At 30.7% G+C, this 26,385-nt stretch carries 25 protein-coding genes; 19 read left to right on the plus strand and 6 right to left on the minus strand.

The features are described from left to right. Together HKP59_RS06460 and HKP59_RS06465 are read left to right on the plus strand one after the other, a co-directional pair. On the plus strand, positions 1–1,263 hold a 1,263-nt coding region (locus tag HKP59_RS06460; protein WP_291804677.1), incomplete at its 5' end, for a hypothetical protein. A gap of 35 nt (positions 1,264–1,298) precedes the next feature. Further along, complete coding sequence (locus HKP59_RS06465) at positions 1,299–2,117, plus strand: DUF1853 family protein (RefSeq protein ID WP_291804679.1); 819 nt, start codon at positions 1,299–1,301, stop codon at positions 2,115–2,117. Between the two features lies 1 nt (position 2,118). On the opposite strand, the gene HKP59_RS06470 is transcribed toward HKP59_RS06465, so the two are convergent. Continuing rightward, the gene (locus tag HKP59_RS06470) at positions 2,119–2,598 is read right to left on the minus strand and encodes a hypothetical protein (RefSeq protein ID WP_291804682.1); all 480 of its coding nucleotides are present in this window, start codon (positions 2,596–2,598) and stop codon (positions 2,119–2,121) included. A 62-nt stretch (positions 2,599–2,660) separates the two neighbouring features. Next, positions 2,661–3,653, minus strand: a complete 993-nt coding sequence (gene lpxD, locus HKP59_RS06475; RefSeq protein WP_291804684.1) for a UDP-3-O-(3-hydroxymyristoyl)glucosamine N-acyltransferase — start codon at positions 3,651–3,653, stop codon at positions 2,661–2,663. A 183-nt stretch (positions 3,654–3,836) separates the two neighbouring features. Between lpxD and HKP59_RS06480 the strand changes: the two genes are divergently transcribed. From HKP59_RS06480 to HKP59_RS06510, 7 genes are all read left to right on the plus strand, one after another. Next, positions 3,837–6,137, plus strand: a complete 2,301-nt coding sequence (locus HKP59_RS06480; protein WP_291804686.1) for a type IA DNA topoisomerase — start codon at positions 3,837–3,839, stop codon at positions 6,135–6,137. After that, on the plus strand, positions 6,124–6,711 hold the full coding sequence (locus HKP59_RS06485) for a pseudouridine synthase (protein WP_291804688.1): 588 nt from the start codon (positions 6,124–6,126) through the stop codon (positions 6,709–6,711). Before HKP59_RS06480 ends, HKP59_RS06485 begins: the two co-directional genes overlap by 14 nt. 92 nt (positions 6,712–6,803) lie before the next feature. Beyond that, positions 6,804–7,262, plus strand: coding sequence for a (2Fe-2S)-binding protein (locus HKP59_RS06490; RefSeq protein ID WP_291804690.1), 459 nt, complete (start codon positions 6,804–6,806; stop codon positions 7,260–7,262). Between the two features lie 2 nt (positions 7,263–7,264). After that, entirely contained in the window at positions 7,265–9,454 is a 2,190-nt protein-coding gene (locus HKP59_RS06495; protein ID WP_291804692.1) for a molybdopterin cofactor-binding domain-containing protein, read from the plus strand. Between the two features lie 7 nt (positions 9,455–9,461). Next, on the plus strand, positions 9,462–10,223 hold the full coding sequence (gene xdhC, locus HKP59_RS06500) for a xanthine dehydrogenase accessory protein XdhC (protein WP_291804695.1): 762 nt from the start codon (positions 9,462–9,464) through the stop codon (positions 10,221–10,223). Beyond that, positions 10,213–10,851, plus strand: a complete 639-nt coding sequence (locus HKP59_RS06505; protein WP_291804697.1) for an NTP transferase domain-containing protein — start codon at positions 10,213–10,215, stop codon at positions 10,849–10,851. Before xdhC ends, HKP59_RS06505 begins: the two co-directional genes overlap by 11 nt. A gap of 331 nt (positions 10,852–11,182) precedes the next feature. Further along, positions 11,183–13,576 (plus strand): leucine-rich repeat domain-containing protein, encoded by a 2,394-nt coding sequence (locus HKP59_RS06510; protein ID WP_291804700.1) that lies wholly within the window; start codon positions 11,183–11,185, stop codon positions 13,574–13,576. Positions 13,577–14,073: 497 nt separating this feature from the next. Here HKP59_RS06510 and HKP59_RS06515 read toward each other — a convergent pair whose 3' ends face one another. Then, a complete protein-coding gene (locus HKP59_RS06515; protein WP_291804704.1) occupies positions 14,074–15,678 on the minus strand; it encodes a SulP family inorganic anion transporter in 1,605 nt (534 codons plus the stop codon). A 106-nt stretch (positions 15,679–15,784) separates the two neighbouring features. Then, positions 15,785–16,366, minus strand: a complete 582-nt coding sequence (locus HKP59_RS06520) for an NUDIX domain-containing protein (RefSeq protein WP_291804707.1) — start codon at positions 16,364–16,366, stop codon at positions 15,785–15,787. A gap of 7 nt (positions 16,367–16,373) precedes the next feature. On the opposite strand from HKP59_RS06520, the gene pyrE reads away from it, so the two are divergent. Both pyrE and HKP59_RS06530 read left to right on the plus strand, forming a co-directional pair. Beyond that, positions 16,374–17,018, plus strand: a complete 645-nt coding sequence (pyrE, locus tag HKP59_RS06525; protein ID WP_291804710.1) for an orotate phosphoribosyltransferase — start codon at positions 16,374–16,376, stop codon at positions 17,016–17,018. Positions 17,019–17,028: 10 nt separating this feature from the next. Then, positions 17,029–17,418 (plus strand): SRPBCC family protein, encoded by a 390-nt coding sequence (locus HKP59_RS06530; protein ID WP_291804714.1) that lies wholly within the window; start codon positions 17,029–17,031, stop codon positions 17,416–17,418. 9 nt (positions 17,419–17,427) lie between these two features. Here HKP59_RS06530 and HKP59_RS06535 read toward each other — a convergent pair whose 3' ends face one another. Further along, a complete protein-coding gene (locus tag HKP59_RS06535) occupies positions 17,428–18,171 on the minus strand; it encodes a biotin--[acetyl-CoA-carboxylase] ligase (protein WP_291804716.1) in 744 nt (247 codons plus the stop codon). A gap of 87 nt (positions 18,172–18,258) precedes the next feature. Here HKP59_RS06535 and rsfS point away from each other — a divergent pair, with 87 nt between their 5' ends. The 7 genes from rsfS to HKP59_RS06570 are packed head-to-tail and all read left to right on the plus strand — an operon-like array spanning position 18,259 to position 23,707. Next, on the plus strand, positions 18,259–18,633 hold the full coding sequence (gene rsfS / locus HKP59_RS06540; RefSeq protein ID WP_291804718.1) for a ribosome silencing factor: 375 nt from the start codon (positions 18,259–18,261) through the stop codon (positions 18,631–18,633). Between the two features lie 33 nt (positions 18,634–18,666). Continuing rightward, positions 18,667–20,679, plus strand: coding sequence for an ATP-dependent zinc metalloprotease FtsH (gene ftsH, locus HKP59_RS06545; protein ID WP_291804719.1), 2,013 nt, complete (start codon positions 18,667–18,669; stop codon positions 20,677–20,679). Positions 20,680–20,736: 57 nt separating this feature from the next. Beyond that, complete coding sequence (locus tag HKP59_RS06550; protein WP_291804722.1) at positions 20,737–21,324, plus strand: hypothetical protein; 588 nt, start codon at positions 20,737–20,739, stop codon at positions 21,322–21,324. 3 nt (positions 21,325–21,327) lie between these two features. After that, on the plus strand, positions 21,328–22,143 hold the full coding sequence (locus HKP59_RS06555; RefSeq protein ID WP_291804725.1) for a phosphatidate cytidylyltransferase: 816 nt from the start codon (positions 21,328–21,330) through the stop codon (positions 22,141–22,143). A 2-nt stretch (positions 22,144–22,145) separates the two neighbouring features. Continuing rightward, complete coding sequence (locus tag HKP59_RS06560) at positions 22,146–22,796, plus strand: phosphatidylserine decarboxylase family protein (RefSeq protein WP_291804728.1); 651 nt, start codon at positions 22,146–22,148, stop codon at positions 22,794–22,796. Positions 22,797–22,814: 18 nt separating this feature from the next. Continuing rightward, a complete protein-coding gene (locus HKP59_RS06565; protein WP_291804731.1) occupies positions 22,815–23,084 on the plus strand; it encodes an acyl-CoA-binding protein in 270 nt (89 codons plus the stop codon). Between the two features lie 8 nt (positions 23,085–23,092). Continuing rightward, entirely contained in the window at positions 23,093–23,707 is a 615-nt protein-coding gene (locus HKP59_RS06570) for a YceI family protein (protein WP_291804734.1), read from the plus strand. Between the two features lie 145 nt (positions 23,708–23,852). Here HKP59_RS06570 and HKP59_RS06575 read toward each other — a convergent pair whose 3' ends face one another. Then, positions 23,853–24,287, minus strand: coding sequence for a DUF4293 domain-containing protein (locus HKP59_RS06575; RefSeq protein WP_291804737.1), 435 nt, complete (start codon positions 24,285–24,287; stop codon positions 23,853–23,855). A gap of 220 nt (positions 24,288–24,507) precedes the next feature. On the opposite strand from HKP59_RS06575, the gene rho reads away from it, so the two are divergent. Then, complete coding sequence (rho, locus tag HKP59_RS06580) at positions 24,508–26,232, plus strand: transcription termination factor Rho (protein WP_291804739.1); 1,725 nt, start codon at positions 24,508–24,510, stop codon at positions 26,230–26,232. Positions 26,233–26,385 lie beyond the last annotated feature (153 nt).

Raw genomic sequence — 26,385 nt, forward strand, 5'->3', positions numbered from 1 at the left:
TATGGCTTTAGAGGAAACGCTAGAAATTTTGATTTAAATAGAGATTTTATAAAAGCAGATACCAAAAATGCACAATCTTTTGCTGAAATTTTTCATTTATTAAATCCAGATGTTTTTATTGACAATCACGTAAGTAACGGAGCTGATTATCAATATGCGATTACGCACTTATTTACCCAACATAATAAATTAGGAAATAATTTAGGAGCATTTCTTGAAACTACCATGAGACCTAGTATTGAAGCTTCTTTACTCGAAAAAAACATTCCTATTACACCTTACGTAAATGTTTGGGGTAAAACTCCAGAAGAAGGATTTAGTCAATTTTTTGATTCCCCTCGTTATTCAAGTGGTTATACAACATTATTCAATACTTTGGGCTTAATGGTTGAAACTCATATGTTAAAACCCTATAAAAAAAGAGTTGAACAAACCTATAGTTTTATGGAAAGCACTATTGAATTCACCTTAAAAAATGGTACTAAAATAAAGGAGCTTAGAAAAAATGCTGTTCAACAAATATTAGAAAAAAACACCTATCCAATTTCATATGAAGTAGATAAAACTACATTTACAACATTACAATTTAAAGGGTATGAAGGAGATTATATTGACAGCAAAGTTACCAACGGCAAACGCTTATTTTACGACAGAGACAAACCATTTTCAAAGCCTGTAAAATATTACAATCAATTTAAAGCTTCAAAACAAATTACCATACCAAAAGCTTATATTTTAAAGCAAGGATGGTGGAAAATTTTAGAACGGTTAAAGGGTAACTGTATAGAATTTACAGTTTTTAAACAAGATACGACTATCACTGTTGAAGAACAATATATAACCGATTACAAAACAAGAACACGCGCTTACGAAGGGCATTACCCACATTTTAATACAACTATATCCTCATATGAAAAAGACATACAATTTAAAAAAGGTGATATATACATTCCTGTAAATCAACCAGGAGCTCGTTACCTTTTTGAAACATTAGAAGCAGAAGCAACAGATTCTTTTTTTAATTGGAATTTTTTCGATACTATTCTTCAGCAAAAAGAAGGGTATTCAGGGTATGTTTTTGAAGATATTGCAGAACAGTTTTTAAATGAAAATCCTGCTTTGAAAGATTCCTTGTATTTAAAAATAAAAACGGATAAACGTTTTGAGGCAAACCCAAGAGCTCAATTAGATTTTATTTATAAACATTCTCCTCATTATGAAGCAGCGCATTTAAAATTGCCTGTTTATAAAATTTATAATTAATTACACAACCTAATTATTTTGTAATACTGTTATAAATGGATTTAAATACAAAAGATATTCAATTACAGTATAAAGGATTTTTAAACACACCTTTATTATGGAAATCTGATACTATTTTGGGTTTAGCACAGCTCAACCTTCCTAAAGAAAATTCAACAACTTTTAATAGTGTTATTACAAAAAATCTTCGGTTAGGAAAACGGGTGGAGCGATTTATAAGTCACGAATTACAGCAATATTCTTGGATTGAAATTTTAGCTGAGAATATTCAGATTCAAAATGGTAAAACAACTATTGGAGAAATTGATTTTATAATTCAACAAAATAGCATTCCTATTCATTTAGAAGTTGTTTACAAATTTTATTTGTATGATGAAACTGTTGGAAGTTCAGAAATAGAACATTGGATTGGGCCTAATAGAAAAGATAGTTTAACACAAAAATTAACCAAATTAAAAGAAAAACAATTACCGCTAATTTTTAGACCTGAAGCGCTTCCCCTTTTTACAAAATTGAATCTAAATATAGCTTCTGTACAACAAAAAGTTTATTTTAAAGCTCAGTTGTTTGTACCATTTCATTTAAAAAATAATTTGTTTCCCCTCATAAATAATGAGTGTAATAAAGGTTTTTATATTAATTTTAAAGAATTAAATCAATTTAAAACATTTAAATTTTTTATTCCAACTAAAGTCAATTGGCTCCAAGAAATTCAAATTCAAATAAATTGGAAAAATTACAACACTATTTTACCTGAAATTGAAAACTTAATGGAACAAAAAACATCACCACTTTGTTGGGTCAAACAACCTAATGGTGAAGTTTATAAAATTTTTATTGTGTGGTGGAAGTAAATTACTCAGGCCATTTTATCCTATCATCATCAATAAAAAATGGCGACCATTGTATTTCATCTAACACACCATCATTTATCCAAAAATTAATTGATTTCTCATCAATTTCAATAACCTCTTGATCTTGTCCATCAAAATCGGAACAATCTTCAAGTGTCAAATTTCCAAATTTCATTTCTTCTAATTCATTTTGTAAATTTTCTGAATCTAATCCAATTAAACTTTTACCTTTCAATTCATAAAAATTAGAATAAATAGAGATCATGATTAGTTTCCAATCATCCTCTTCATCAAAACTAAGTGATAGCTTTAATTCATCATATTCCCAAGATTCAGTTAAATCATCGCTAGAATCTGAATGAGAATATTTATCAATAAATGAGGGTTCACCAAGCATTAGTTTAACTTCTGCCCTTGTCATCCCAAATTTTAAATTACCAAGACCAAAACCTGGTTTAATTTCTTTTAATGCTATTTTCATAATGTTATATAGATTTATTATCCTGGTATATAAAATTCATTAATTATATATGAATTTAAAAATTAACTTTTTCCAAGTTTCCTTAAAGCCACCCATTGTCTAAACATATCTCTTGAATCTGTTGCCGGATAACCAACAACCGTTTTACCGGCAGCAACATCATTCATAACACCAGAACCTCCACCAACAACTGCGCCTGAATGAATTGTTAAATGATCTTTTATTGAGGAACCTCCGCCTATAATAACACCATCGCCCAAAGTAACAGAGCCCGCCAATCCACTACTTCCTGCCATAATACAAGAACGTCCTAAAATACAATTATGAGCAATTTGAACTAAATTATCTATTTTACAACCATCACCAATTACAGTGGAACTAAATTTTGCACGGTCAACTGTAGAATTCGCACCAATTTCAACATAGTTACCAATTATAACATTTCCTATTTGAGGAATTTTAACCAATCCTCGCCCAACATCACTAGGCCTATATCCAAAACCATCAGCACCAATACTAACATTTGTATGGAAAATACAATGACTTCCAATTTCACATCGTTCTCTAATGACAGTACCTGACCAAACAACTGTAAAATTGCCAATCTTGGTTTCATCAAAAATGCAAACATTTGGATATAAAACAACTCCATCTCCTAAAACAACATCTTTTCCTACATAACAATTTGCACCAATCTTACACCCCTTACCAATTAGTGCAGATGCATGAATAACTGCTGTTGGATGCACATCAATTTCAAAATCTGGAGGACTTGGATTAAATAATTCCAAAATTTTCGCCATAGCCAAATCGGCATTTTTCACTTTAATTAAAGCTCTATTCTCCTCTGGATCAATACTTAAATTATCATTAACTATCGCAACACTTGCTTTTGAAGTTTTCCATAAATGAACATATTTTCGACTTCCTATAAAACTAATTTGATCAATAGTAGCTTTTTGTAATTCTTCTGGTCCACTAATATTTTGATTTGTACTCCCAACTATTTCACCTTTTAAAACAGCATTGATCTCTTTAATTGTATATGATTTCATTCATGTTGATTTTCAGTTATTTAAAAAAACTATTGTTGGTGTAATTGCTAAGATATATTATTAAAATTAGAGTTGTAGAGTTCTATTATTTTTTTATTCAAACGTTTCATGGAAATGATAAATTCTTTCCGCTCTATTTTAATCAAAATTGCTTATTTTCGAACTTCAAATTCAAAAGTATCCATGAAAGTATGTATTGCTGAAAAACCAAGTGTTGCACGCGAAATTGCTGCCGTTTTAGGAGCAAACACAAAACGTGATGGCTACTTTGAGGGCAATGGCTATGCTGTAACATACACTTTTGGACATTTATGTACTTTGTTTGAACCTAACGATTACAAACCTTATTGGAAAAGTTGGGATTTAAATAATTTACCAATGCTTCCCGAAAAATTCCAAACTAAAGTAGTTGCAAATGATGGAATTCAAAAACAATTCAATATTGTAAAAAGTTTATTTGATAAAGCAACTGTTATTATAAACTGTGGTGATGCTGGTCAAGAAGGAGAACTAATTCAACGTTGGGTAATCAATCAAGCGAATTATAAAGGTGAAGTTCAGCGCTTATGGATTTCGTCGCTTACTACTGAAGCCATTAAAGAAGGATTTCAAAATCTAAAACCCTCAAAAAATTACGATAATTTATATTATGCCGGTTTTTCAAGAGCCATTGGTGATTGGCTATTAGGAATGAATGCAACTAGGTTGTATACCGTAAAACACGGTGGTTACAAACAAATGTTATCGGTTGGAAGAGTACAAACTCCCACATTGACAATGTTGGTAAATAGATTTAACGAAATTGAAAATTTTAAACCTCAACCCTATTGGGAATTACAAACACTGTATAGAGAAATGTTGTTTAATTGTGAAGAAGGTCGATTCTTAAAAAAAGAGGAAGGTGAACTTTTTGCCAATAAAGTTAAAGAAAGTGATTTTGAAATTGTTTCTATAACCAAAAAGAAAGGAACAGAATACGCTCCAAAATTATTTGATTTAACCGGTTTGCAAGTCTATTGCAATAATAAATTTGGATTTTCAGCCGATGAAACGCTTAAAATTGTTCAGAAATTATACGAACAAAAAGTAGTGACCTATCCAAGAGTTGACACCACGTTTTTGCCAAATGATGTGTATCCGAAAGTGGCTGGAATCTTAAAAAATTTAACAAAATACAGTGCACTTACTCAACCTTTACTTTCAAAAAAAATAAAAAAATCGAGTAGAGTTTTTAATGACAAAAAAGTAACCGATCATCACGCTATTATTCCAACTGGAGTTCAAATAAATTTACAATACAACCAGCAACAAGTCTATAATATCATTACCAAACGTTTTATTGCTGTATTTTATGATGATTGTAAGGTTTCAAATACTTCCGTAATTGGAAAAGCTGATGTTGTTACTTTTAAAACTACAGGAAAAGAAATATTAGAAAAAGGGTGGCGGGTTGTTTTCGAATCTTCCAAAACAGAAGAGAAAAATATAGCAGGAATATTACCAACTTTTGTAAAAGGTGAAAAAGGTTCTCATATTCCATCATTTTTAGAAAAAGAAACGAAACCTCCTAACCAATTTTCTGAAGCAACACTTTTACGCGCCATGGAAACCGCAGGAAAACAAGTAGATGATGACGAAATGAGAGAATTAATGAAAGAAAATGGGATTGGAAGGCCATCTACTCGCGCTAATATTATTGAAACACTTTTTAAACGTAAATATATAAAGCGGAATAAAAAACAATTATTACCAACACAAACTGGCATTCAATTAATTGATACAATACAAAACGAGTTATTGAAATCTGCTGAGTTAACTGGTTTATGGGAAAAACAACTAAAAGAAATTGAAAAAGGAAACTATAATGCCGGAACCTTCATAAAAAATATGAAAAAAATGGTGGATAACTTAGTTTATGAAGTTCGTTCTGAAACTGTGAGAGCTAATATCTCAGCAGTAGTAAATACAAATCAAGCCAAAGCAACTTCTTCAAAAACAGCCACTAAAAAATCTAAGATTTCTTCTATAAAATGTCCTAAATGTGCTAAAGGAACAATCATAAAAGGAAAAACTGCTTATGGATGTAGCGATTATAAAAATGGATGTAACCTAAGGCTTCCATTCACTTTTTTAGATAAAAAAATATCTGAAAATCAATACGTTAGATTACTCCAAAAAGGTTGTACCGTTAATTTAAAAGGTTTTAAAACTAGCGCTGGAACTGTTGAAGGTTTGGTTCGCTTCGATGAAAATTATAATTTAAAATTAGAAGAGAAAAAATCAACTGACAAGAAAATACCTAATACACTACTATGCCCTAAATGTAAAAAAGGAACTATTTTAAAAGGGAAATCTGCTTACGGTTGCAGTAATTATAAAAATGGGTGCGATTTTATTTTCAGTTTTGATGATATCAGAAAAAATGCAGCAGGGAAACCCCTTACTAAAGAATTGGTTTACGAAATTATAAATGGAACAGCTTAAAAAAACGCATCGTCATTTTATTATTTTTAAACCTTATGGGTTTTTAAGTCAATTTGTAACAAATCAAACCAGACGAAAAAACAAAAAAATGCTAGGTGAATTATATGATTTTCCAGAAAACACCATGGCTATTGGACGCTTAGATGAAGCTTCTGAAGGTTTATTGTTGCTTACAACTGATGGAAAAGTAAGTCAATTTATAAGAAGTAATAAAATAGAAAAAGAATATTACGCTCAGGTTGATGGCGAAATTACATCTGAAGCGATTGAAAATTTAAAAAACGGTGTAACAATTAGTAGTGAAATAGGTCCTTATTTTACAAAAAATTGTAGGGTAAAAAAGTTAAGTAAAGCTCCTCAACTTCCAGAGAGAGCTAAAAAAATTAGAGACGAAAGGCACGGACCAACAAGCTGGATTTCAATTACTTTAAGAGAAGGAAAATTTAGACAGGTTAGAAAAATGACAGCTGCTGTTGGTTTTCCAACTTTACGTTTGGTACGTGTTAGAATTGGAACTATTCTACTTTCTAATATGCAACCCGGAGAGGTAATTGAAAAAACTGATTTATTATAAATTTCCTTTATTTTCTGTTAAACAAAATTGAATAAAATGCTATTTGCAAAATAATTCTTACATTGTTCATCAAAATTAACAACTTATAACATATGATTACACTTCGTATTAATGGAGAAAAACACACCTTAGATGTTGCTCCAGATATGCCATTACTTTGGGCAATAAGAGATATTGTAGGACTCACCGGAACAAAATATGGATGTGGAATTGGCGTGTGCGGTTCGTGTAAAGTCCTAATGGATAATTCTCCTGTTCAATCGTGTATGATTCCTGTTTCTGCTGCTGAAGGAAAAGATATTTTAACCATTGAGGGTGAATTTGAGAATTTACAATTATTGCAAGAATCTTGGGTTGAACTAAATGTAGCGCAATGCGGATTTTGTCAACCTGGGCAATTAATTGCAGCTGCGGCATTGTTAAATAAAAATGAGAATCCAACTGATAAAGACATAGATGAAGCCATGATTGGTAATATTTGTAGATGTGGAACCTACGAACGCATTAAAAAAGCGATACATAGAACTGTTGAACTAAAAAACCAAAACTAATTATGAGTACTATAAAAAATATAAGTCGTAGAACTTTTGTTAGAAGTATTGGTTTGGCATCTGGTGGATTAATTTTAGCTTGTAACACCTCTATATTTTCAGACAAAGAAAAGCAAGATATTAAAAATTTAGTTGATTTTAACCCAAACTTATTTGTGCAGTTAAATTCTGACGGAAGCTTAATTTTAATTGCTTCGCGTTCTGAAATGGGAAATGGAGTTAGAACTTCATTAACTTCAGTAATTGCTGATGAAATGGATGCAGATTGGGATAAAGTAATTGTAAAACAAGCAACTGGTGATGCAAAGTATGGCGATCAAAATACAGATGGTTCTCGAAGTATTCGCTATTTATATGAAACAATGCGCCAAATGGGTGCCATGGCAAGAGCCATGTTAATTTCAGCAGCTGCTCAAGAATGGCAAGTTCCAGAGAATGAATGTACTGCGGAAAATCATTTTGTCCTGCATTCAAGTGATAAAAAAATAGCTTTTGGAGATTTAGTTGATATTGCAAAGACATTAGAAATCCCAACAGATGTGCAATTAAAAAATCCAAAAGATTTTAAATATATTGGAAAGTACCTAAGAAGTGTGGATGCCGAAGCCTATTCAAATGGAAGTGCTGTTTTTGGTTTAGATAAGCGCATTCCTGATATGAAATTTGCTGCAATTGCCCGTTGTCCTGTCACTTTTGGAACGGTAAAATCATTTGATAAAACAGCTGCATTAAAAATTGCTGGAGTTGAAGCTGTTATTGAAATTCCAAGAATTGAAAAACCTTTTGGTGCATTAGGAGGCGTTGCCGTTATTGCAACAAATACGTGGGCTGCTTTTAAAGGAAAAGAAGCATTGAAAGTTGAATGGAATTATGGAGATAATGAATCGTATGATTCTGAAATTTTCATGAATCAAATGACTGAAAATGTTCATAAACAAGGAAAAGTTGGAAAAGATGCTGGAAATGTTACTAAGGCGTTTAAAAATGCTGATAAAATTGTAGAAAGCACCTTTCAACTACCACATTTATCGCACGCTCCTATGGAAGTTCCAAATGCAATAGCTTGGGTTCAAGGAGATAGTTGTGAAGTTTGGGCTCCAACACAAGCGCCGCAAACGACTCGAAAAGAAGTGATTGATTATTTAGAAACAACTGAAGAAAAAGTGACCATCAATGTAACGTTGCTAGGTGGCGGATTTGGAAGAAAATCGAAACCAGATTATATTGTTGAAGCTGTTATGCTTTCAAAAGAAATAAACGGGCCTTTGCAAGTTGTTTGGACTAGAGAAGATGATATAAAACACGGATATTATCATACCACAAGTGCTCAATATTTAAAAGCATCATTAGATAAAAATGGCAATGTTACTGGTTGGTTACATCGATTTGCATTACCATCAATAACATCTACTTTTATGCCTGGTGTTGATTATGCGGCTGGTTTTGAAATTGCGAGTGCTGCAAATATTCCTTTTGATATTAAAAATATAAAAGTTGAAGTGGGTCAAGCACCGGCTCATGTAAGAATTGGTTGGTTACGATCAGTTATAAATATTCCTCACGGATTTTCAGAAAATGTATTTGCAGACGAATTAGCTTTTGCTGCTAAAAAAGACCCATTAGAATTTAGATTAAATTTAATTGGCAAGGATAGAATTGAAGATACACAAGATCCGATAAAATATGATACAGCTCGACTTAAAAATGTATTGAAGGTTGCGGCTAAAAATGCCGAATGGGGAAAAGAATTACCTGAAGGTCACGCATATGGTTTGGCCGTTCATTATAGCTTTTACTCTTATGTTGCTTCTATTGTGGAGGTTTCTATTGAAAATAGTAAAGTTAAAGTACACAATGTTTTTACTGCTATTGATTGTGGAACTGTTGTAAACAAAAATACAGTTGAAGCTCAAATGCAAGGTTCTGCAGTTTTTGGAATGTCGATCGCTTTTTATGGTAAAATTACAGCCAAAAATGGTGCAATTGAACAAAGTAATTACAACGATTATCCAATGGTTCGCATCAATGAGTCTCCAAATGTTCATGTTGAAATAATTGAAAGCTCAGAAAGACCAACTGGTGTTGGGGAACCAGGTGTTCCTGTAATTGCTCCGGCTATTGTGAATGCTATTTACAAATTAACTGGTAAAAGGTATTATAATTTGCCTTTATCTGATTATAATTTAGCTTAAATTTTTTATGACGAATTGGATTGAATTATTACAGGATTTTAAATCTAAAAAACAGCCCATTGCATTTGTTACCATAACTAAAGTCTTAGGTTCTGCTCCTTGCAAGGTAGCTTCAAAAATGATTGTTACGTTGCAAAAAGAAATTTTTGGAACCATTGGAGGTGGTAAATTAGAATTTCAAGTAATTGATGAAGCTGTAACTGCAATTCGTGAAAATAAAATAAAAGAATTTACATACACTTTAGGACCTGAATTTGAACAATGTTGTGGTGGTAAAGTTGAATTAATTATTGAACCTATGAATCAAACTCCTGAATTATTTTTATGCGGCGCAGGTCATATTGGCATTGAACTTTGTCATATGTTAAAAGACACGCCTTTTCATATTACATTGTTAGATACTCGAGAAAATTGGGGATCAACACTTACAATTGATAAAGATATTACTTTTTCAAGCATAGATTTTGATATGTACAAACAATATATCAATTGGGGTCCAAATTGTTATGTGGTTATTATGACACACGACCATAAACTAGATTTTGAAATTACTGCCTTGGCATTACATTCTGAAACTAACTATATTGGTTTAATTGGTAGTAAAACCAAAAAGAATAAATTCAATAATATGCTTAGAAACGAATTAAATTTTGAGGAGGGCATTTCACCTGTTCATTGCCCAGTGGGTTTAGATTTAGGAGGGCATACACCAAAAGAAATTGCCATTAGTATTGCAGCTGAATTACTGAAAGAATACTATGGAAAATAACACTGTTTTTGTACTGTTAGCCGGTGGAAAATCAGAAAGAATGGGTGTTGATAAAGGATTACTCAAATATCAACACACTTTTTGGATTTTAGAACAACTCAACCGCATCTCAAAAACAACCATTAAAACAGTTTATATTGGCTTAGGATATCATTATGAAAATTATTTTAATGCCATTCCGTGGCTTAAAAAAGCTGTTCATACCGCTACAGATTTTCAAGGACTACAAATAAATGTTATCATTAACCAACACCCTGAACTAGGCTCGTTTTCTACCTTAAAAACTGTTTTACAAATAATTGCCCCAAACTGCAGTATTCTTGTAAGTCATATTGACATTCCAATGGTAAATTCAGTTGAACTTCAAAAAATTATTGACGCAAAAAACACCATTGTAATCCCAAATTTTGAAGGTAAAAATGGACATCCTATAAAAATGGATACACTTTTCTGGAAAAAATTAATTCCTTTAAAAATTAGTGATATAGATGCTAGGTTAGATTTTCAAATAAAAAAAGTAAACCCATCCCAAATTTCAACCATTACAGTTTTAGACACCAATAGTATACGGAATTTAAACACTAAAAAAGAGTGGATTACATATATAAATAACTCTAATGAACTATAAAGAGTTCAGCTAAATTACCACTTAAAATATTCGTACAACCACTCTAAAATTCATCAACTTTTTGACTAATTTATTAGCAAAAAATTAGCGCATAATTATCATTTAATCATAAACGAAGAATCTTTCTAACTGTTTTACGTTTTTTAGGATTCTAAAAATTTATAAATCAATCTCTTAATCAAACTACTAAACATAATTTAAGTTGTTTTCTAAAAATGTATTTTTTTTCTAATTTATAACAATTCATTAAAAATAACCTCTATATTTGTACTTTACGCTTTGGTGTGAAAAAAGTATGTTTAGTTATTAAAAAACCAAATTAGAACTATCTATGAAAACTTATTTTAAAGCATTATTTTTATTGTTGTTTGTTTATTCATGTGCTCCAGAAGAGACTATCATGACCTATAATCTTTCAACAAGTGTTGTGCCTGCAAATTCTGGAACTATAGCAACTATCAATCAACCTAATAGTGATGTTGTTCAATTAATCGCAATACCTGCGCAAGATTATGAATTTCAGGGTTGGATTATTGGAAATCAAACAACTCCTTCAGAATTTGATAACACCTTATATGTGCAATTAGATTCAAATAAAAATGTAACTGCACTCTTTCAATATGTAGCGCCTGATTCTGATGGTGATGGTGTACCAGATGATAGAGATTTATGTAATAATACCAGACGTGGACATGATGTTGATGGTAATGGTTGTGCTGATTATCAAAGAGATTCAGATGGTGATGGTGTAAACGATGCTGATGATCAATGTTATACTGCACCGGGATATACAGTTGACCCTCAAGGTTGTGCTGATTATCAAAGAGATTCAGATGGTGATGGCGTAAATGATCATAGAGATCAATGCCCTGATACACAAGATGGAGTTTCAGTTGATTACTATGGATGTGCTGATTACCAAAAAGATAGTGATAATGATGGTGTGACTGATGATAGAGATGCTTGCCATCACACTCCAATTGGTGAATATGTAGATTCTAACGGTTGTTCCGAATCTCAAAAAGATGAAGACAATGATGGTGTAAGTGATGTCAATGATGATTGTCCAAATACACCGTATGGTGCCAATGTTGATTCAAATGGATGCGCGGATAGCCAAAAAGACACCGATAATGATGGTTATAATGATGCGATAGATTTATGCCCTAATACACCTATTGGAGAAGTAGTTGATGCCAATGGATGTTCAATATCTCAGTTTACCTATGTACCAGATGATAATTTTGAACAATATTTGATTAATATAGGCCGTGATGATGTACTAGACGATTATGTGCGTACCAATAGCATTGATAATATTACTTCTTTATATATGAATTATAATTATAATTTATCAGATTTAACTGGGATTGAAGATTTTACCAACTTACAATATTTAGATGTATATAACAATAATCTTACAAGCTTAGATGTAAGTAAAAATACTAAATTGTATAGATTACAAGTTGGTAATAACAACCTAACTAGTTTAGATGTAAGTAATAATCCTGCTTTGCGATATTTATATGCAGGTGATAACCAGCTTACTACCTTAGATTTGAGTGGAACTCCTAATTTGTATCGATTGGATTTATATAGCAACCAACTTACTAGTTTGGATTTAAGCCAAAATACTTCTATAGACTACGTTCAAGTTCAAAATAATCAACTAACAAGCTTAGATATTAGTGGAGCTACAGCGTTACAAACTATATATGCCGATAATAACCAATTGACTAGTTTGGTAATGGGTACTAATACTGCATTAAGATATTTAAGTGCTTATAGCAACCAATTGACTAGCTTAGATGTAAGTGGTAGTCCTTCTTTGTACAATTTAAGTATTGCGTATAACCAGTTAACTAGTTTAAATTTGAGTGGATTAACAAATTTACAATATGTATCTGCAAGCAATAATTCCTTATCAAGTATAGACCTTAGCAATGATACGAATTTACGAGATTTATATGTGCATAATAACCAATTGACTAGTATGGATCTAAGTAATACTCCTAATTTATACTGGCTCTATGCCTATAACAACCAATTGACTAGTTTAGATTTTAGTACTAGTAGTAATTTATACTATGTACATCTTCGTAACAACCAATTGACTAGTTTAGATATAAGTAATAAATCTAATTTGAGATATTTATATGTTGATTCTAATCAGCTTAATAGCTTAGATGCAAGTACGAACCCTAATTTGGAGCGTATATACGCATATTACAATCAGCTTACAAGTGTGAATGTAAATGGAGCAACAGCTTTACGTTATTTACAATTACAAAGCAACCAATTGACTAGCTTAGATTTAAGTAGCAATACTTCATTGTATTATTTATATGTCCATAGCAACCAATTAACTAGCTTAGATTTGAGTACTAATACTTCGTTAGAGTACTTTGATGTTAGTTCGAACCAATTAACTAGTTTAAATGTAGCTGGTGCAACAAGTTTACGTTATTTCTATTGCCAATATAATTATTCGCTTACTAATTTAGAATTAGGTAGTCACCCTCTTTTATATTACATATATGCGTATCGTACTGCTCTTACTAGTTTAAATGTTAGTAATTGCCCGGCTTTAACTAATTTAAATACGTATGCTAGTATAAACCCTAATCCATCTCAGTGTATACAAGTAAGTCAAGACCAGTTTAATAATATACCTTCGTATTGGAATACTTATGGTGCAACGTATTCAACAACACCTTGCCCATAATAGTTTAGATTTTAACAATAAATACTTTATAAATAAAAAGCGCTTCTATATAGGAGGCGCTTTTTAACTATATGAAATTTCGCTTTTAGTTTATTTTATAAATAATTGGGTTAAATGCTTTTGCAGAAACCAATATTTTATAACTAATAAAGTAACCTTTGTTTTCTTTTAGCGTTTTTTAGAAAAACGGAACGGAGAAGAACTTTAAAAAATGTTTTGTGAACATTATTTTAAAACTGCCCGTTAATCCGATAGAGAAATGTTGAGAATCGTTTTAATAATTGTTTTTTACTTTTTTTCAGTTCGAGCGCAGTCGAGATCATAATATAGTTCTCGACTGCGCTCGAACTGACAATTGAATTGACAATTGAATTGACAAAAAAATTAAATCACAAACAAATTGTACCCAACCGGTTAAATTACTTCAATTATAACACATTACAATAGCATTTTCTATGGGCAAATATGAGATAACATTATTTCTATTATAAACGAGATTAATTAAACGCTTCAGGATTTTCAGCAATGTGATAACGAGGATCATCAATAGCATTGATAATTACTTCATTAAATTTAGGATTGCTTTTATGGAGTAAAATTTTACACTCTTCACTCAAATGTTTTAGGTGAATTACTTTTCCTGCTGCTTCGTATTTCTCAACAATATTAAAAATAGCTTCCAGTGCTGAGTGATCGCTAATTCTAGATTCCATAAAATCAATTTCTACATTGTCTGGATCATTTTTAACATCAAACTTCTCATTAAATGTTGAAATAGAACCAAAGAAAAGAGGTCCCCAAATTTCATAAATTTTTGTACCATCTTCTCTAATTGATTTTCGAGCTCTAATTCTAGTGGCATTTTCCCAAGAAAAAACCAAGGCACTTACAATAACCCCCGCAATAACAGCAATGGCTAAATCAAAAATTACAGTTAGCGCTGACACTAATATCAATACAAATAAATCGGTTCTAGGGATTTTATTTGAAATTCTAAAACTACTCCACTCAAACGTACCAATAACTACCATAAACATCACTCCAACCAATGCAGCAATAGGAACTTGCTCAATATATGACGAACCAAAAAGTATAAAAAACAACAACATTACAGCCGCTACAATTCCTGACAGTCGTCCTCTACCTCCACCTTTAATGTTAATAATAGATTGACCAATCATGGCACAACCACCCATACCACCAAACAAACCAGTGATAATATTTGCACTTCCTTGGGCAACACATTCTTTGTTTCCATTTCCACGCGTTTCTGTTAAATCATCAATTAAATTCAATGTCATTAATGATTCTATCAATCCAATAGCAGCTAAAATTAAAGCATAGGGTAAAATAAACTTAATTGAAGCCATTGTAAAAGGAACTTTTGAAAATGTCTCTAAGTTTAGTGTTGGCAAGCCTCCTTTTAAGCCTTCTCCTCCTCCATCTCTAATAAATGACCCAACGGTAGCAACATCAAAATTTGCTAAAATTGCAATGGTACTTACCACCAAAATGGCAATTAAAGCTTCAGGTAATTTTTTTAATTGTTTAATTTTTGGAAGTCCCCACATAATTAACATAGTTAATCCCACCAAACCAATCATTAAATACAGTTGATTCCCTGCCAACCATTGTTTTTCTCCATTTATTGTTTTTTTAAACATTCCCAATTGAGAAAGAAAAATAACAATTGCCAATCCGTTTACAAATCCCATCATTACAGGATGTGGAATTAAACGAACAAATTTTCCCAATTTTAAAACTCCAGCTAATACTTGAATAATTCCCATTAAAATAACGGTAGCAAACAAATAGTACAACCCTAAATTTTCACCTGGACTTCCCATTTCATTTCCTCTAGCCACCAATGTAACCATAACAACCGCCAAAGCACCTGTTGCGCCCGAAATCATACCAGGTCGACCACCAAAAATTGAAGTAATTAAACCAACCATAAACGCAGCATACAACCCAACTAATGGATCAACTCCAGCCACAAAGGCAAAAGCAACGGCTTCTGGAACTAAAGCCAAAGCTACAGTGATACCAGATAATACATCGTTTCTAAAATTTGCTGTTTGCTTTTTAATAAATTCAGTCATAGTAAGTCATTTTCAAAAAGCGGCAAATATAAGTATTTTAAATTTAGAGATTTTAATACTATGCCTCAATGTTTGTGTTTATTAAATATGATTCACAATATAGATGCTAAAAAAGCAGCTTTATATTTTCATAGGTGTTTTGAAGTGCAGCTTTTGTTGATTCGCGATTTTTAAAACAAACTTTTTCTATTCCTTCTTCTATTTGAGGGGTTAATTCACCATCATAAGTGGTATTCATTAAAAACCAATACGTAATTTTTAAAATAATTTTATCTTTTCTCTCAAAAATATGATAGGTTGTATCCAGTGGTTTTTCAATTTGTAAATTAGTAATTCCACATTCTTCTTCCACTTCTCTAATGGCACATTCAGCAATGGATTCCCCTTTTTCTAATTTTCCTTTGGGTAAATCCCAAGTATTGAATCTATAAATAAAAAGCACTTCGTTTTTTTCATTAAAAACTTTACCACCGGCAGCCTTTTGAATTGTAAATTTAGATTGAAAAATCTCCCAACACACTTCTAAATTAGTACATAACAAACAGATACCTTTTGATTTATTATGCAATAAATTTTCAATAATAGTTTCAATTGAAGCACCATCGAAATCAATTTGATGTAAACTTGTTATAACTTTCTTAGTATCTGTCAATAATATTGGACAGTCATTCACAAAAACTTTATACATTTGCAGTATGATTATGAACAAAGATACTGCAAAAAAAACCGCTGAATTATTATTACAAATAAATGCTATAAAATTAGAGCCTAAAGATCCATTTACTTGGGCTTCAGGTTGGAAATCACCCATTTATTGCGATAACAGAACTACGCTTTCTTTTCCTAAAATTAGGAATTATATAAGTGAAAATTTAGCCAAAATAATAGAAGAAGAATATGGTAAACCCGATGTAATTGCTGGTGTTGCCACTGGTGCAATTGCTATTGGTATTTTAGTTGCGCAGCAACTCAATGTTCCTTTTATCTATGTGAGACCAGAACCTAAACAACACGGAAGAAAAAACCAAATTGAAGGTTTACTTGAAAAAAATAAAAATATTGTTGTTGTTGAAGATTTAATAAGTACTGGTAAAAGCAGTTTAAATGCTGTAAAAGCGTTAAGAGAAGTTGAAGGAACGAATGTGAAAGGAATGGTTGCTATTTTTTCATATGGATTTGATATCGCTGCCAAAAACTTTGAAGATGCCAATTTAAAATTACAAACATTAAGCGATTATAATCATTTATTAGAACAATCGTTAGATAGCAAGTATATTACAGAAAAAGAATTAGAAACACTTCAGCAGTGGAGAGAGAACCCTAGTACCTGGAAAAAATAAATAATCGAATATGAATTTAGAAAGTAAAAAAACAGTTATAAATAAATCCCAAAAAGATTTTTTTAAATTTTTAAGTCATCTTGAAAATTTTGAACAAATAATGCCAGAAAATAATGAAAAATTTGAAGTTGATGGTGAATCATTTATTTTCAGTTTGAAAGGAATGCCAGAAATACGGTTGGTAATGAAAGAAAAACAAGAATTTAATAAAATTGTTTTAGGTGCTGCTAGCAGTAAATTAAATTTTTCTTTAACGGCTATTATTGATAGTATTTCAGAAAATAGCTGTGAAACTCAATTACTTTTTGAAGGCGAATTTAATCCAATGATGGCAATGATGGTTAAAAAACCGCTTCAAAAGTTTATTGATACTTTAACAGAACAAGCTGAAAAATTATAACAACATGTTTTAGTGCAAGCGACTCGCAAATTTAATTTCTTTCAAACTAAATTTGCGAGTCGTTTCATTTTGTATTTCTATAACTAGTTTTCCTTCCTCAGATATATCTACTATTTTACCTAAAAAAACTTCACCCAATGAATCTTCAAACATAGTCGGTTTATTGTATTGATAAAGAGCATTCATATATTTTTCCTTCAATGTAGCAAACTCTTTATTATAAATTAAATGTACAAAGTAATGCAAATTTTTAAGTATACTATGCAATAATTCATTTGTATCAAAATCAGTTCCAGCAAGATTCTTTAACGAAGTAACATTACCAATTGCTTTTGGAAAATTCGTTTGATTTACATTCATCCCAATTCCAATAATTGATTGTTTAATGTAGCGCCCACTAACTGAGTTTTCAATTAAAATTCCAGCTATTTTGTCTTTCTCTGCCAAAATGTCGTTAGGCCATTTTACAAATGTTGAAACTTTAACATTCATTTTAACAGTTTTTAAGACCGCTAAAGAACAAGCCATACTTAAATAAAATTGGTTACTTATATTAAAATTAGGAAAATCTATTAAAACACTGAATGTAAGATTCTTACCATTTTCAGACATCCAAGATGTTCCTAATTGCCCTCTCCCCTTTATTTGACTGGTTGCTGTAACCACTGTAAAATTATCTAGAGTATTGTTAAGAGCAAGATTCTTTAAGTAAGAATTGGTAGAATCAATGGCATTAAGTTTGATTATATGCATAAAAATGTTGATAATTTTAACAAAGTTACATAAAACCTAAATTATCATAAAAAAGTAATAACTTTGCACGGAACAAAAATATAATTAATGACAAAAAATAATGTAAGCGCAGACGACTCAATTGCAGCAATTTTAAAAGCAATTGATGAAGTTAAAGGGTTAGATATTCAACTATTAGATTTACGAGAAATTGAGAATACAGTCTGTGATTATTTTGTAATATGTACAGGAACATCGAATACGCATATTAATGCAATTTCTGGCATTGTACAAAAACAAGTGAGTAAAGCAACAAAGGAAAAGCCTTGGCATATTGAAGGCGAAGGAAATGCTGAATGGATTTTATTAGACTATGTTAATATTGTAGTACATGTTTTTCAAAAACAGGTACGAGAATATTACGATATTGAGAGCCTTTGGGGAGATGCAAAAATTACTACAATCTCTTCTTCAGCTAATTAAAATTTTACATAATTATTGAAATCAAAAAGATAGATGAATCAGGATAAAAAAAATACACCAAATAATAAGAATATTAAAACACCTAAATTTAATTTTTATTGGATTTATGGCGCTATCATTGTATTAATTATTGGTTATCAGTTTTTTAATAGTGGTAATTTAGGTGCTAAAAGTCTAAGTCAAAATGAATTTAAAACAATTTTAACCGAAAATGACATTGATAAAATTGTAATTGTAAACAGAAGTATTGCAAACATTTACATTAAAAGTGAAGCTTCAGATAAAGAAAAGCATAAAAAGAACAAAGGTTCTTTGTATTCTGCAAATACGCCAATGTATAATTATTCATTTGGTGATTTGCAAAATTTTGAAAAAGAGCTGAATTCAGAAAAAGCAGCTTATGAGTTGGACTTTGACGTACAAAATGAAGAAAGAACAAATTTAATAGATCAGCTGTTTATTTATTTACCTTTTATATTTTTAATTGGTTTATGGATTTACTTTATGAGAAGAATGTCTGGCGGTGGTTCAGGAGGTGGTGGTCAAATATTTAGTATTGGAAAATCAAAAGCTAAATTATTTGATCAAGATCAAAAGGTAAAAACTTCCTTTAAAGATGTTGCTGGATTAGAAGGTGCTAAGGAAGAAGTACAAGAAATTGTAGATTTCCTAAAAAGCCCTGATAAATATACATCTCTTGGAGGTAAAATTCCAAAAGGAGCATTACTAGTTGGACCTCCAGGTACAGGTAAAACATTATTGGCTAAGGCAGTTGCTGGAGAAGCAAGTGTGCCGTTTTTCTCTCTTTCTGGATCAGATTTTGTTGAAATGTTTGTTGGTGTTGGTGCCTCTCGTGTACGCGATTTATTTAAACAAGCACAACAAAAAGCGCCATCTATTATATTTATTGATGAAATTGACGCTGTAGGTAGATCTAGAGGTAAAAGTAATATTACTGGAGGAAATGACGAACGTGAAAATACATTAAATCAATTACTAACAGAAATGGACGGATTTGGAACCGATACCAATGTAATAGTAATAGCTGCTACAAACCGTGCGGATGTATTAGATAAAGCTTTGTTAAGAGCGGGTCGTTTTGATCGACAAATTTATGTAGACTTGCCTAATTTAACCGAAAGAGCTGAAATTTTCAAAGTTCATATTAAATCACTTAAACTGCATAAAGATGTTGATTTAGAATTTCTATCTCAACAAACTCCTGGTTTTTCAGGTGCAGATATTGCCAATTTATGTAATGAAGCTGCTCTAATTGCCGCTAGAAAAAGTAAAAAAGCAGTGCATCATCAAGACTTTTTAGATGCTGTTGATAGAATAGTGGGTGGACTTGAAAAGAAAAATAAAATTATTGCACCAAAAGAAAAAAGATCAATTGCATATCACGAAGCAGGTCATGCTACCGCTAGTTGGATGCTTGAACATGCCGCTCCGCTAGTAAAAGTGACTATTGTTCCTAGAGGAATTTCACTAGGTGCAGCGTGGTATTTACCCGAAGAAAGACAATTAGTACATACCGATCAAATGTTAGATGAAATGTGTGCTACCTTAGCTGGTAGAGCCGCTGAAAAATTAATGTTTGACAGAATTTCAACTGGAGCTCTTAATGACTTAGAAAAAGTTACAAGACAAGCTAGAGCAATGGTAACTGTTTATGGCTTAAATGATAAAATTGGTAATATTACGTATTATGATTCATCTGGTCAATCTGAATATAATTTTACAAAACCTTATAGTGAGGATACGGCAAAAATTATAGATAAAGAAATTTCAGAATTAATTGAAACGCAATACCAAAGAGCCATCGAAATATTAAGAGCGAATAAAGATAAACTAACAACCTTGGCTGAATTATTACTAGAAAAAGAAGTAATATTTAAGAAAGATTTGGAAAGAATTTTTGGTAAAAGACCTTTTGATAAAGAAGAGATCCCTGTAATTGAAGAAAAAACAGAAACTGAAACTGAAACAGAAACTGAAACAGAAACTGAAACCAAGAATAACGAATCAAAGGAAGAAAATTCATAATAAAGAGTAGAATAAATTCATATCTTTTTTATAATTTTGAATTTATTCCAAAAAATAATGAGTTTTTTTAAAAAGCTATTTAATTCACCTAAAAAAAATGATTCTAAAGAAGAACCTTTAGAAGTTGAAAACTTGCCTCTTGACCAAATTTTCGTACAAAATTTTATAAAGAATGATGGTAAATTTCTTTATTGTACATCATTACAAGATGTAATTTCAAACTTAAAAAACATTATTCAAGAAAATTCTTGGGAAAAAATAACGTGTAATGATAGTGATTTAATAAAACTAACGAAATCTATTCAAGTAGAAACGATTGAAAACTATAATAAAGAGTATCCTTTTCTTTGCAGCTGTGAACATTTAATTGCACAAAATGGAAGTATTCTATTTTCTTCAAACCAATTGAAGGAATATAAAATCCCTGAATTATCTGAACATTTTATTGTTTACGCAACCACGAGTCAAATTGTTAAAAATAATGGAGATAGTTTAACTGGAATTAAAACACGTTATCAAGGAAATATCCCTAGTAATATAAGTGCAATAAAAAATTATAATCCAAATTCTAATAATATTGATTTTATGAATTATGGAAACACCAATGCAAAAAACTTATATTTGCTACTATTTGAAGATTTATAATTTATGAGTAATTTTTTTAAACGTTTACTTTCTGGTTTTATATTTATAAGTATTTTAATATTTTCAATACTTTACAGTAAAATTTCCTTCATCGTACTATTTTTTATTTTAATGATGTTTTGTCTGTATGAATTTAAAAAAATGATTCAACTAAAAAGTGTGTTTCCTTATTTAATAGGAACATTACTTTTTGTTTTTGGAAATATATTAGGGGTTGAAGATATTCCAAAAAAAATGATATTCGATTATGTAGGTGTGGTTCTTTTTCTTACTATTTTTATAACATTCGCATCAATTTTATTTGCAAAAAAAGAAGAAGTAATTAGTCATTTAGGTAAAATTTTCTTGTCAATTATTTATATTGTAGTTCCTTTTACATTGATCGTAAAAATACCTTTCCTTAATGCAGACTTTAACTATGTAAACACAACTATATTAGGTGTCTTTTTGTTAATTTGGACCAATGATAGTTTTGCTTATTTGGTAGGTAAAAACTTCGGTAAAAAAAAGCTACTAACTCGTATTTCACCAAATAAAACAGTAGAAGGATTTATAGGAGGAATGATTTTCACTTTTATCCTTAGCTTTTTTCTAGCACAAAAATTTGTAACACTTTCATTAGTTCAATGGATTGTAATTGCCGGAATTGTTAGTGTTTTTGGTGTTTTGGGCGATTTAATAGAATCTATGTTTAAAAGACAAGCGGGCGTAAAAGACAGCAGTAATTTAATTCCTGGTCACGGAGGTTTTTTAGATAGGTTTGATAGTGTTATATTTGCAGCACCCTTTATATTTATATATTTACAATTTGTACAATAATTATGTTTCATAAAGAAGGCTATAGAATAATTATAATTTCAACAATCATACTGGGAGTTGGAATTATTTTAATAGAAAATTTGATTTCATTAAATTGGTTAAACAAAGTCCTTTCTTTAACTTTATTATTTTTCTACGTTATAATTTTACAATTTTTCAGAAATCCAAAAAGATATACTAAAGTAAACGATCATCATATTATTGCTCCAGTTGATGGAAAAGTAGTGGTGATTGAAGAAGTTTACGAAAAAGAATATTTTAAAGATAAAAGACTACAAATTTCCATATTTATGTCTCCATTAAATGTGCATGTTACCAGATATCCAATAAGTGGAACAATAAATTATAGCACTTATCATCCTGGTAAATATTTAGTGGCTTGGCATCCAAAAGCTTCTGAAGAAAATGAACGAACGACTATTGTTGTGGAAAACAAAAACATTGGAGAAATATTATATAGGCAAATAGCTGGGGCATTAGCAAAACGCATTGTTAATTATGCAAAACCTAATGAAATAGCAATTCAAGGCGAAGATGCTGGTTTTATTAAATTTGGCTCAAGAGTTGACCTCTTTTTACCTCTAGACGCTAAAATTAATATAAAACTAAATGATACAGTTAAAGGTGGTGAACGAATAATTGCAACTTTATAATATGCAAATTTCATAGCTATGAGCAATAAATTAAATCAAGAATTTGAAGAGGCTTATACCTTTGCCTGCAACACAAATATTAAGTTAGCTCCTGATATTATGCTCGCTTTTTATGGATATTACAAGCAAGCAACAAAAGGAAATAATTACGAACAACCGTCAGGAAATATTCAATTAAGAAATTCATTTAAATTAAACGCTTGGTTTCAATTAAACCATTTAACAGAAGCTGAAGCGAAGCAAGAATATATAAACCTTGTAAATAAACATCTAAAAAATAAAAACTAGAAATAATCATGAAAAAAGTATTTACTATTACATTACTATTAGTAACAATAATTAGTTTCTCATCTTGTAAGGAAAAAGAGAAAAAAGAAAAAGCAACTTTAGAGAAAGGGTTTACCGTAGAGGCAAAAACAACTACTATCAATTGGATAGCTTATAAAACAACAAGTAAGGTTCCTGTAAAAGGGCAATTTACAAAAGTAAGCATTGAAAATTCTAAAAAATCAGCTACAGCCCAGGAAGCTTTAAATGGTTTAAAATTTGACATTCCTGTAAGCAGTATTTTTACTCAAGATACTCTTAGAGATTCAAAATTGAAAAAATTCTTTTTCGGCACTATGAAAGACACCAACTCTATTAAGGGAACAATTTCAATGAATAATGAAACATCTGGGTCTGTTGAATTAACAATGAATGGTGTATCTCAAGTTTTACCAATCACCTATGTAATTAGTGACCAAATGGTTACTATTGAAGCTTTGATGGATTTAGATAATTGGCAAGCTCAATTAGCTTTAGAAGCATTAAATGTTGCTTGTTACGAATTACATTCTGGTCCAGATGGTATTTCTAAAACTTGGAGTGAGGTAAAAATTGAAGTAGCCACTTATTTAAAATATGAGTAAATAACTCTTATTTATATGTTAAGTAAACATGAAGAACTCTAAAGTTTAAAGTATATCAATCCTTGTAGATTAAAACCTGATAAAATAAAAAACCATTTCATAACTGAAATGGTTTTTTTTGCACTAAATATACTAAGATAATAGGTTATCGCAATCTATCAACAGATTTTACGAGCTCATCATCCTTTTTAATTGCCTTATTTGCAATAACCACAAATAAAATAGTTAAAATTGGAATCATTAGCCCAATACCTTTCTCCGAAACCGAAATTTCTCCAGATAAATTTTGTGAAAAATATACAACAATACCTAAAATAATAAAATTGATCAAAATTGATAATCGTCCTAACACAAATTGCAATTGTCTCTTTTTAAACTGAAAAATAGCAATAAATGTTAAAAAAGCTGAAACAAAAAACAATACTGCCATAGACTTAAGCAATAAACTATTAGAACTAAAAGAATCTAACACAAAAAAGTCTAAACCTTCTTCATTTTCCCAAAGTTTTAACATAAAAATTAAACCTCCAGAAAGCAGCGTCGCAATTAATAAATAAACTGATTGTATTCTTTGAATCATATTTTTTAAATAACGGATAGCAAAAATACGTTTTCTTTTTAAAGAATAAAAGATTAGTTTTATAAAATAATTTTATATATTTGCAATAACCTTACAATTAGTTACATAAGGAAACTACAACTGAAACGACTATTCACCACAAAGTTCAATTAACGATAAAATTCTTTACTGAATATTAAAATCGTATTTATACATAAACAAAAATTTACAAATTAACATAATGTTTGAAATTTCCCAACTAAAGGAGAAAACACTTGTAGAATTACAAGAAATAGCAAAATCTATTGGAGCAAAAAAATTCAGTCAATTAAAAAAACTAGACTTAGTATATTTAATTTTAGATATCCAAGCTGCAACTCCTTCAAAAATTACCAAAACGGTTTCTCCTGCAAATAATAGTGAAAAACCGAAGCGGAAAAGAATTGTAAAAAAAGCAAATTCTGCACAAGAATCTAAAGAACGTAAAGCTGCGCCTGCGAAGGTTGTCCAAGCAAAGTCCGTTCAAAAAGAATTGGCATTAGATACAAATCCGCCAAAGAAGCAAAATAATATTGTTGAAGATTCCAAGAAACATGAATCTAAAAAACCTTTAGTCAAAAAAGAACAGACGAATACAGACACAAATGTTCCTGTAAAATCAGAACATAAAAAGCCAGAACATAAAGCGGTTCATAAACCAAATCAACCAAAAAAACAACAAAATTCTGCTAATCAAAATAAGCAGTCAAATTCTTCCAATCAACAAAATAAACAACGACCTCAACAAAATAATATCAGTAAAGGTCAACGAACTAATAATAGCAATCGTTATAGAGATCCTGATTATGAATTTGATGGTATTATTGAAAGTGAAGGTGTTTTAGAAATGATGCCTGACGGATATGGTTTTTTGCGCTCATCAGATTATAATTACTTATCATCTCCAGATGATATTTACTTATCTCAATCACAGGTTAAACTATTTGGTTTAAAAACAGGTGATACGGTGAGAGGTGTTGTAAGACCTCCAAAAGAGGGTGAAAAATATTTCCCATTAATTAGAGTATCTAAAATTAATGGGCTAAATCCTAATATTGTTCGAGACAGGGTATCTTTTGAACATTTAACACCATTGTTTCCGGACGAAAAATTTAATTTGGCTGGAAAAGGAAGTACACTTTCTACACGAATTATGGACTTATTTTCTCCTATTGGTAAAGGCCAAAGAGGAATGATTGTTTCTCAGCCAAAAACAGGTAAAACAATGCTTCTTAAGGATATAGCAAATTCAATAGCATCAAATCACCCTGAAGTTTATCAAATTATTTTATTAATTGATGAAAGACCTGAGGAAGTAACAGATATGCAAAGAAGTGTAAAAGGAGAAGTTGTAGCTTCAACTTTTGATGAACCAGCAGATAAACACGTAAAAGTTGCAAATATTGTTTTAGAAAAAGCTAAAAGATTAGTGGAGTGTGGGCATGATGTAGTTATCTTATTAGATTCTATTACTCGTTTAGCTAGAGCTTATAATACTGTTGCTCCAGCTTCTGGTAAAATTTTATCAGGTGGTATTGATGCCAATGCACTTCACAAACCAAAACGTTTCTTTGGTGCAGCTAGAAACATAGAAAATGGTGGATCACTTTCTATTATTGCTACTGCATTAACCGAAACAGGTTCTAAAATGGATGAAGTAATTTTTGAAGAATTTAAAGGAACTGGTAATATGGAACTTCAATTAGAACGTAATATTTCTAATCGAAGAATTTATCCTGCTATTGACCTTGTAAAATCAAGTACTCGTAGAGATGATTTACTGCTTGATCCTAAAACTGTGAAGCGTATGTGGGTTTTAAGAAAATACTTAGCAGATATGAACCCTGTTGAAGCTATGGAGTTTATTAAAGAAAAGATTCAATATAGCAATTCAAATGAGGAATTTTTAATTTCTATGAACGGTTAAGTTCATATTCCCAATTATAACATTAAAATGCGAGCTATTGAGAGCTCGCATTTTTTTATGGAATAACCTCTAAAATCAATCCGTACATATTAAGATAAAAAAATACCGTTCTAATTAATTAGAACGGTATTTTTTCTATGTACATATATCATT

The sequence above is a fragment of the Lutibacter sp. genome (genome assembly GCF_013041805.1).
Classification (GTDB): domain Bacteria; phylum Bacteroidota; class Bacteroidia; order Flavobacteriales; family Flavobacteriaceae; genus Lutibacter.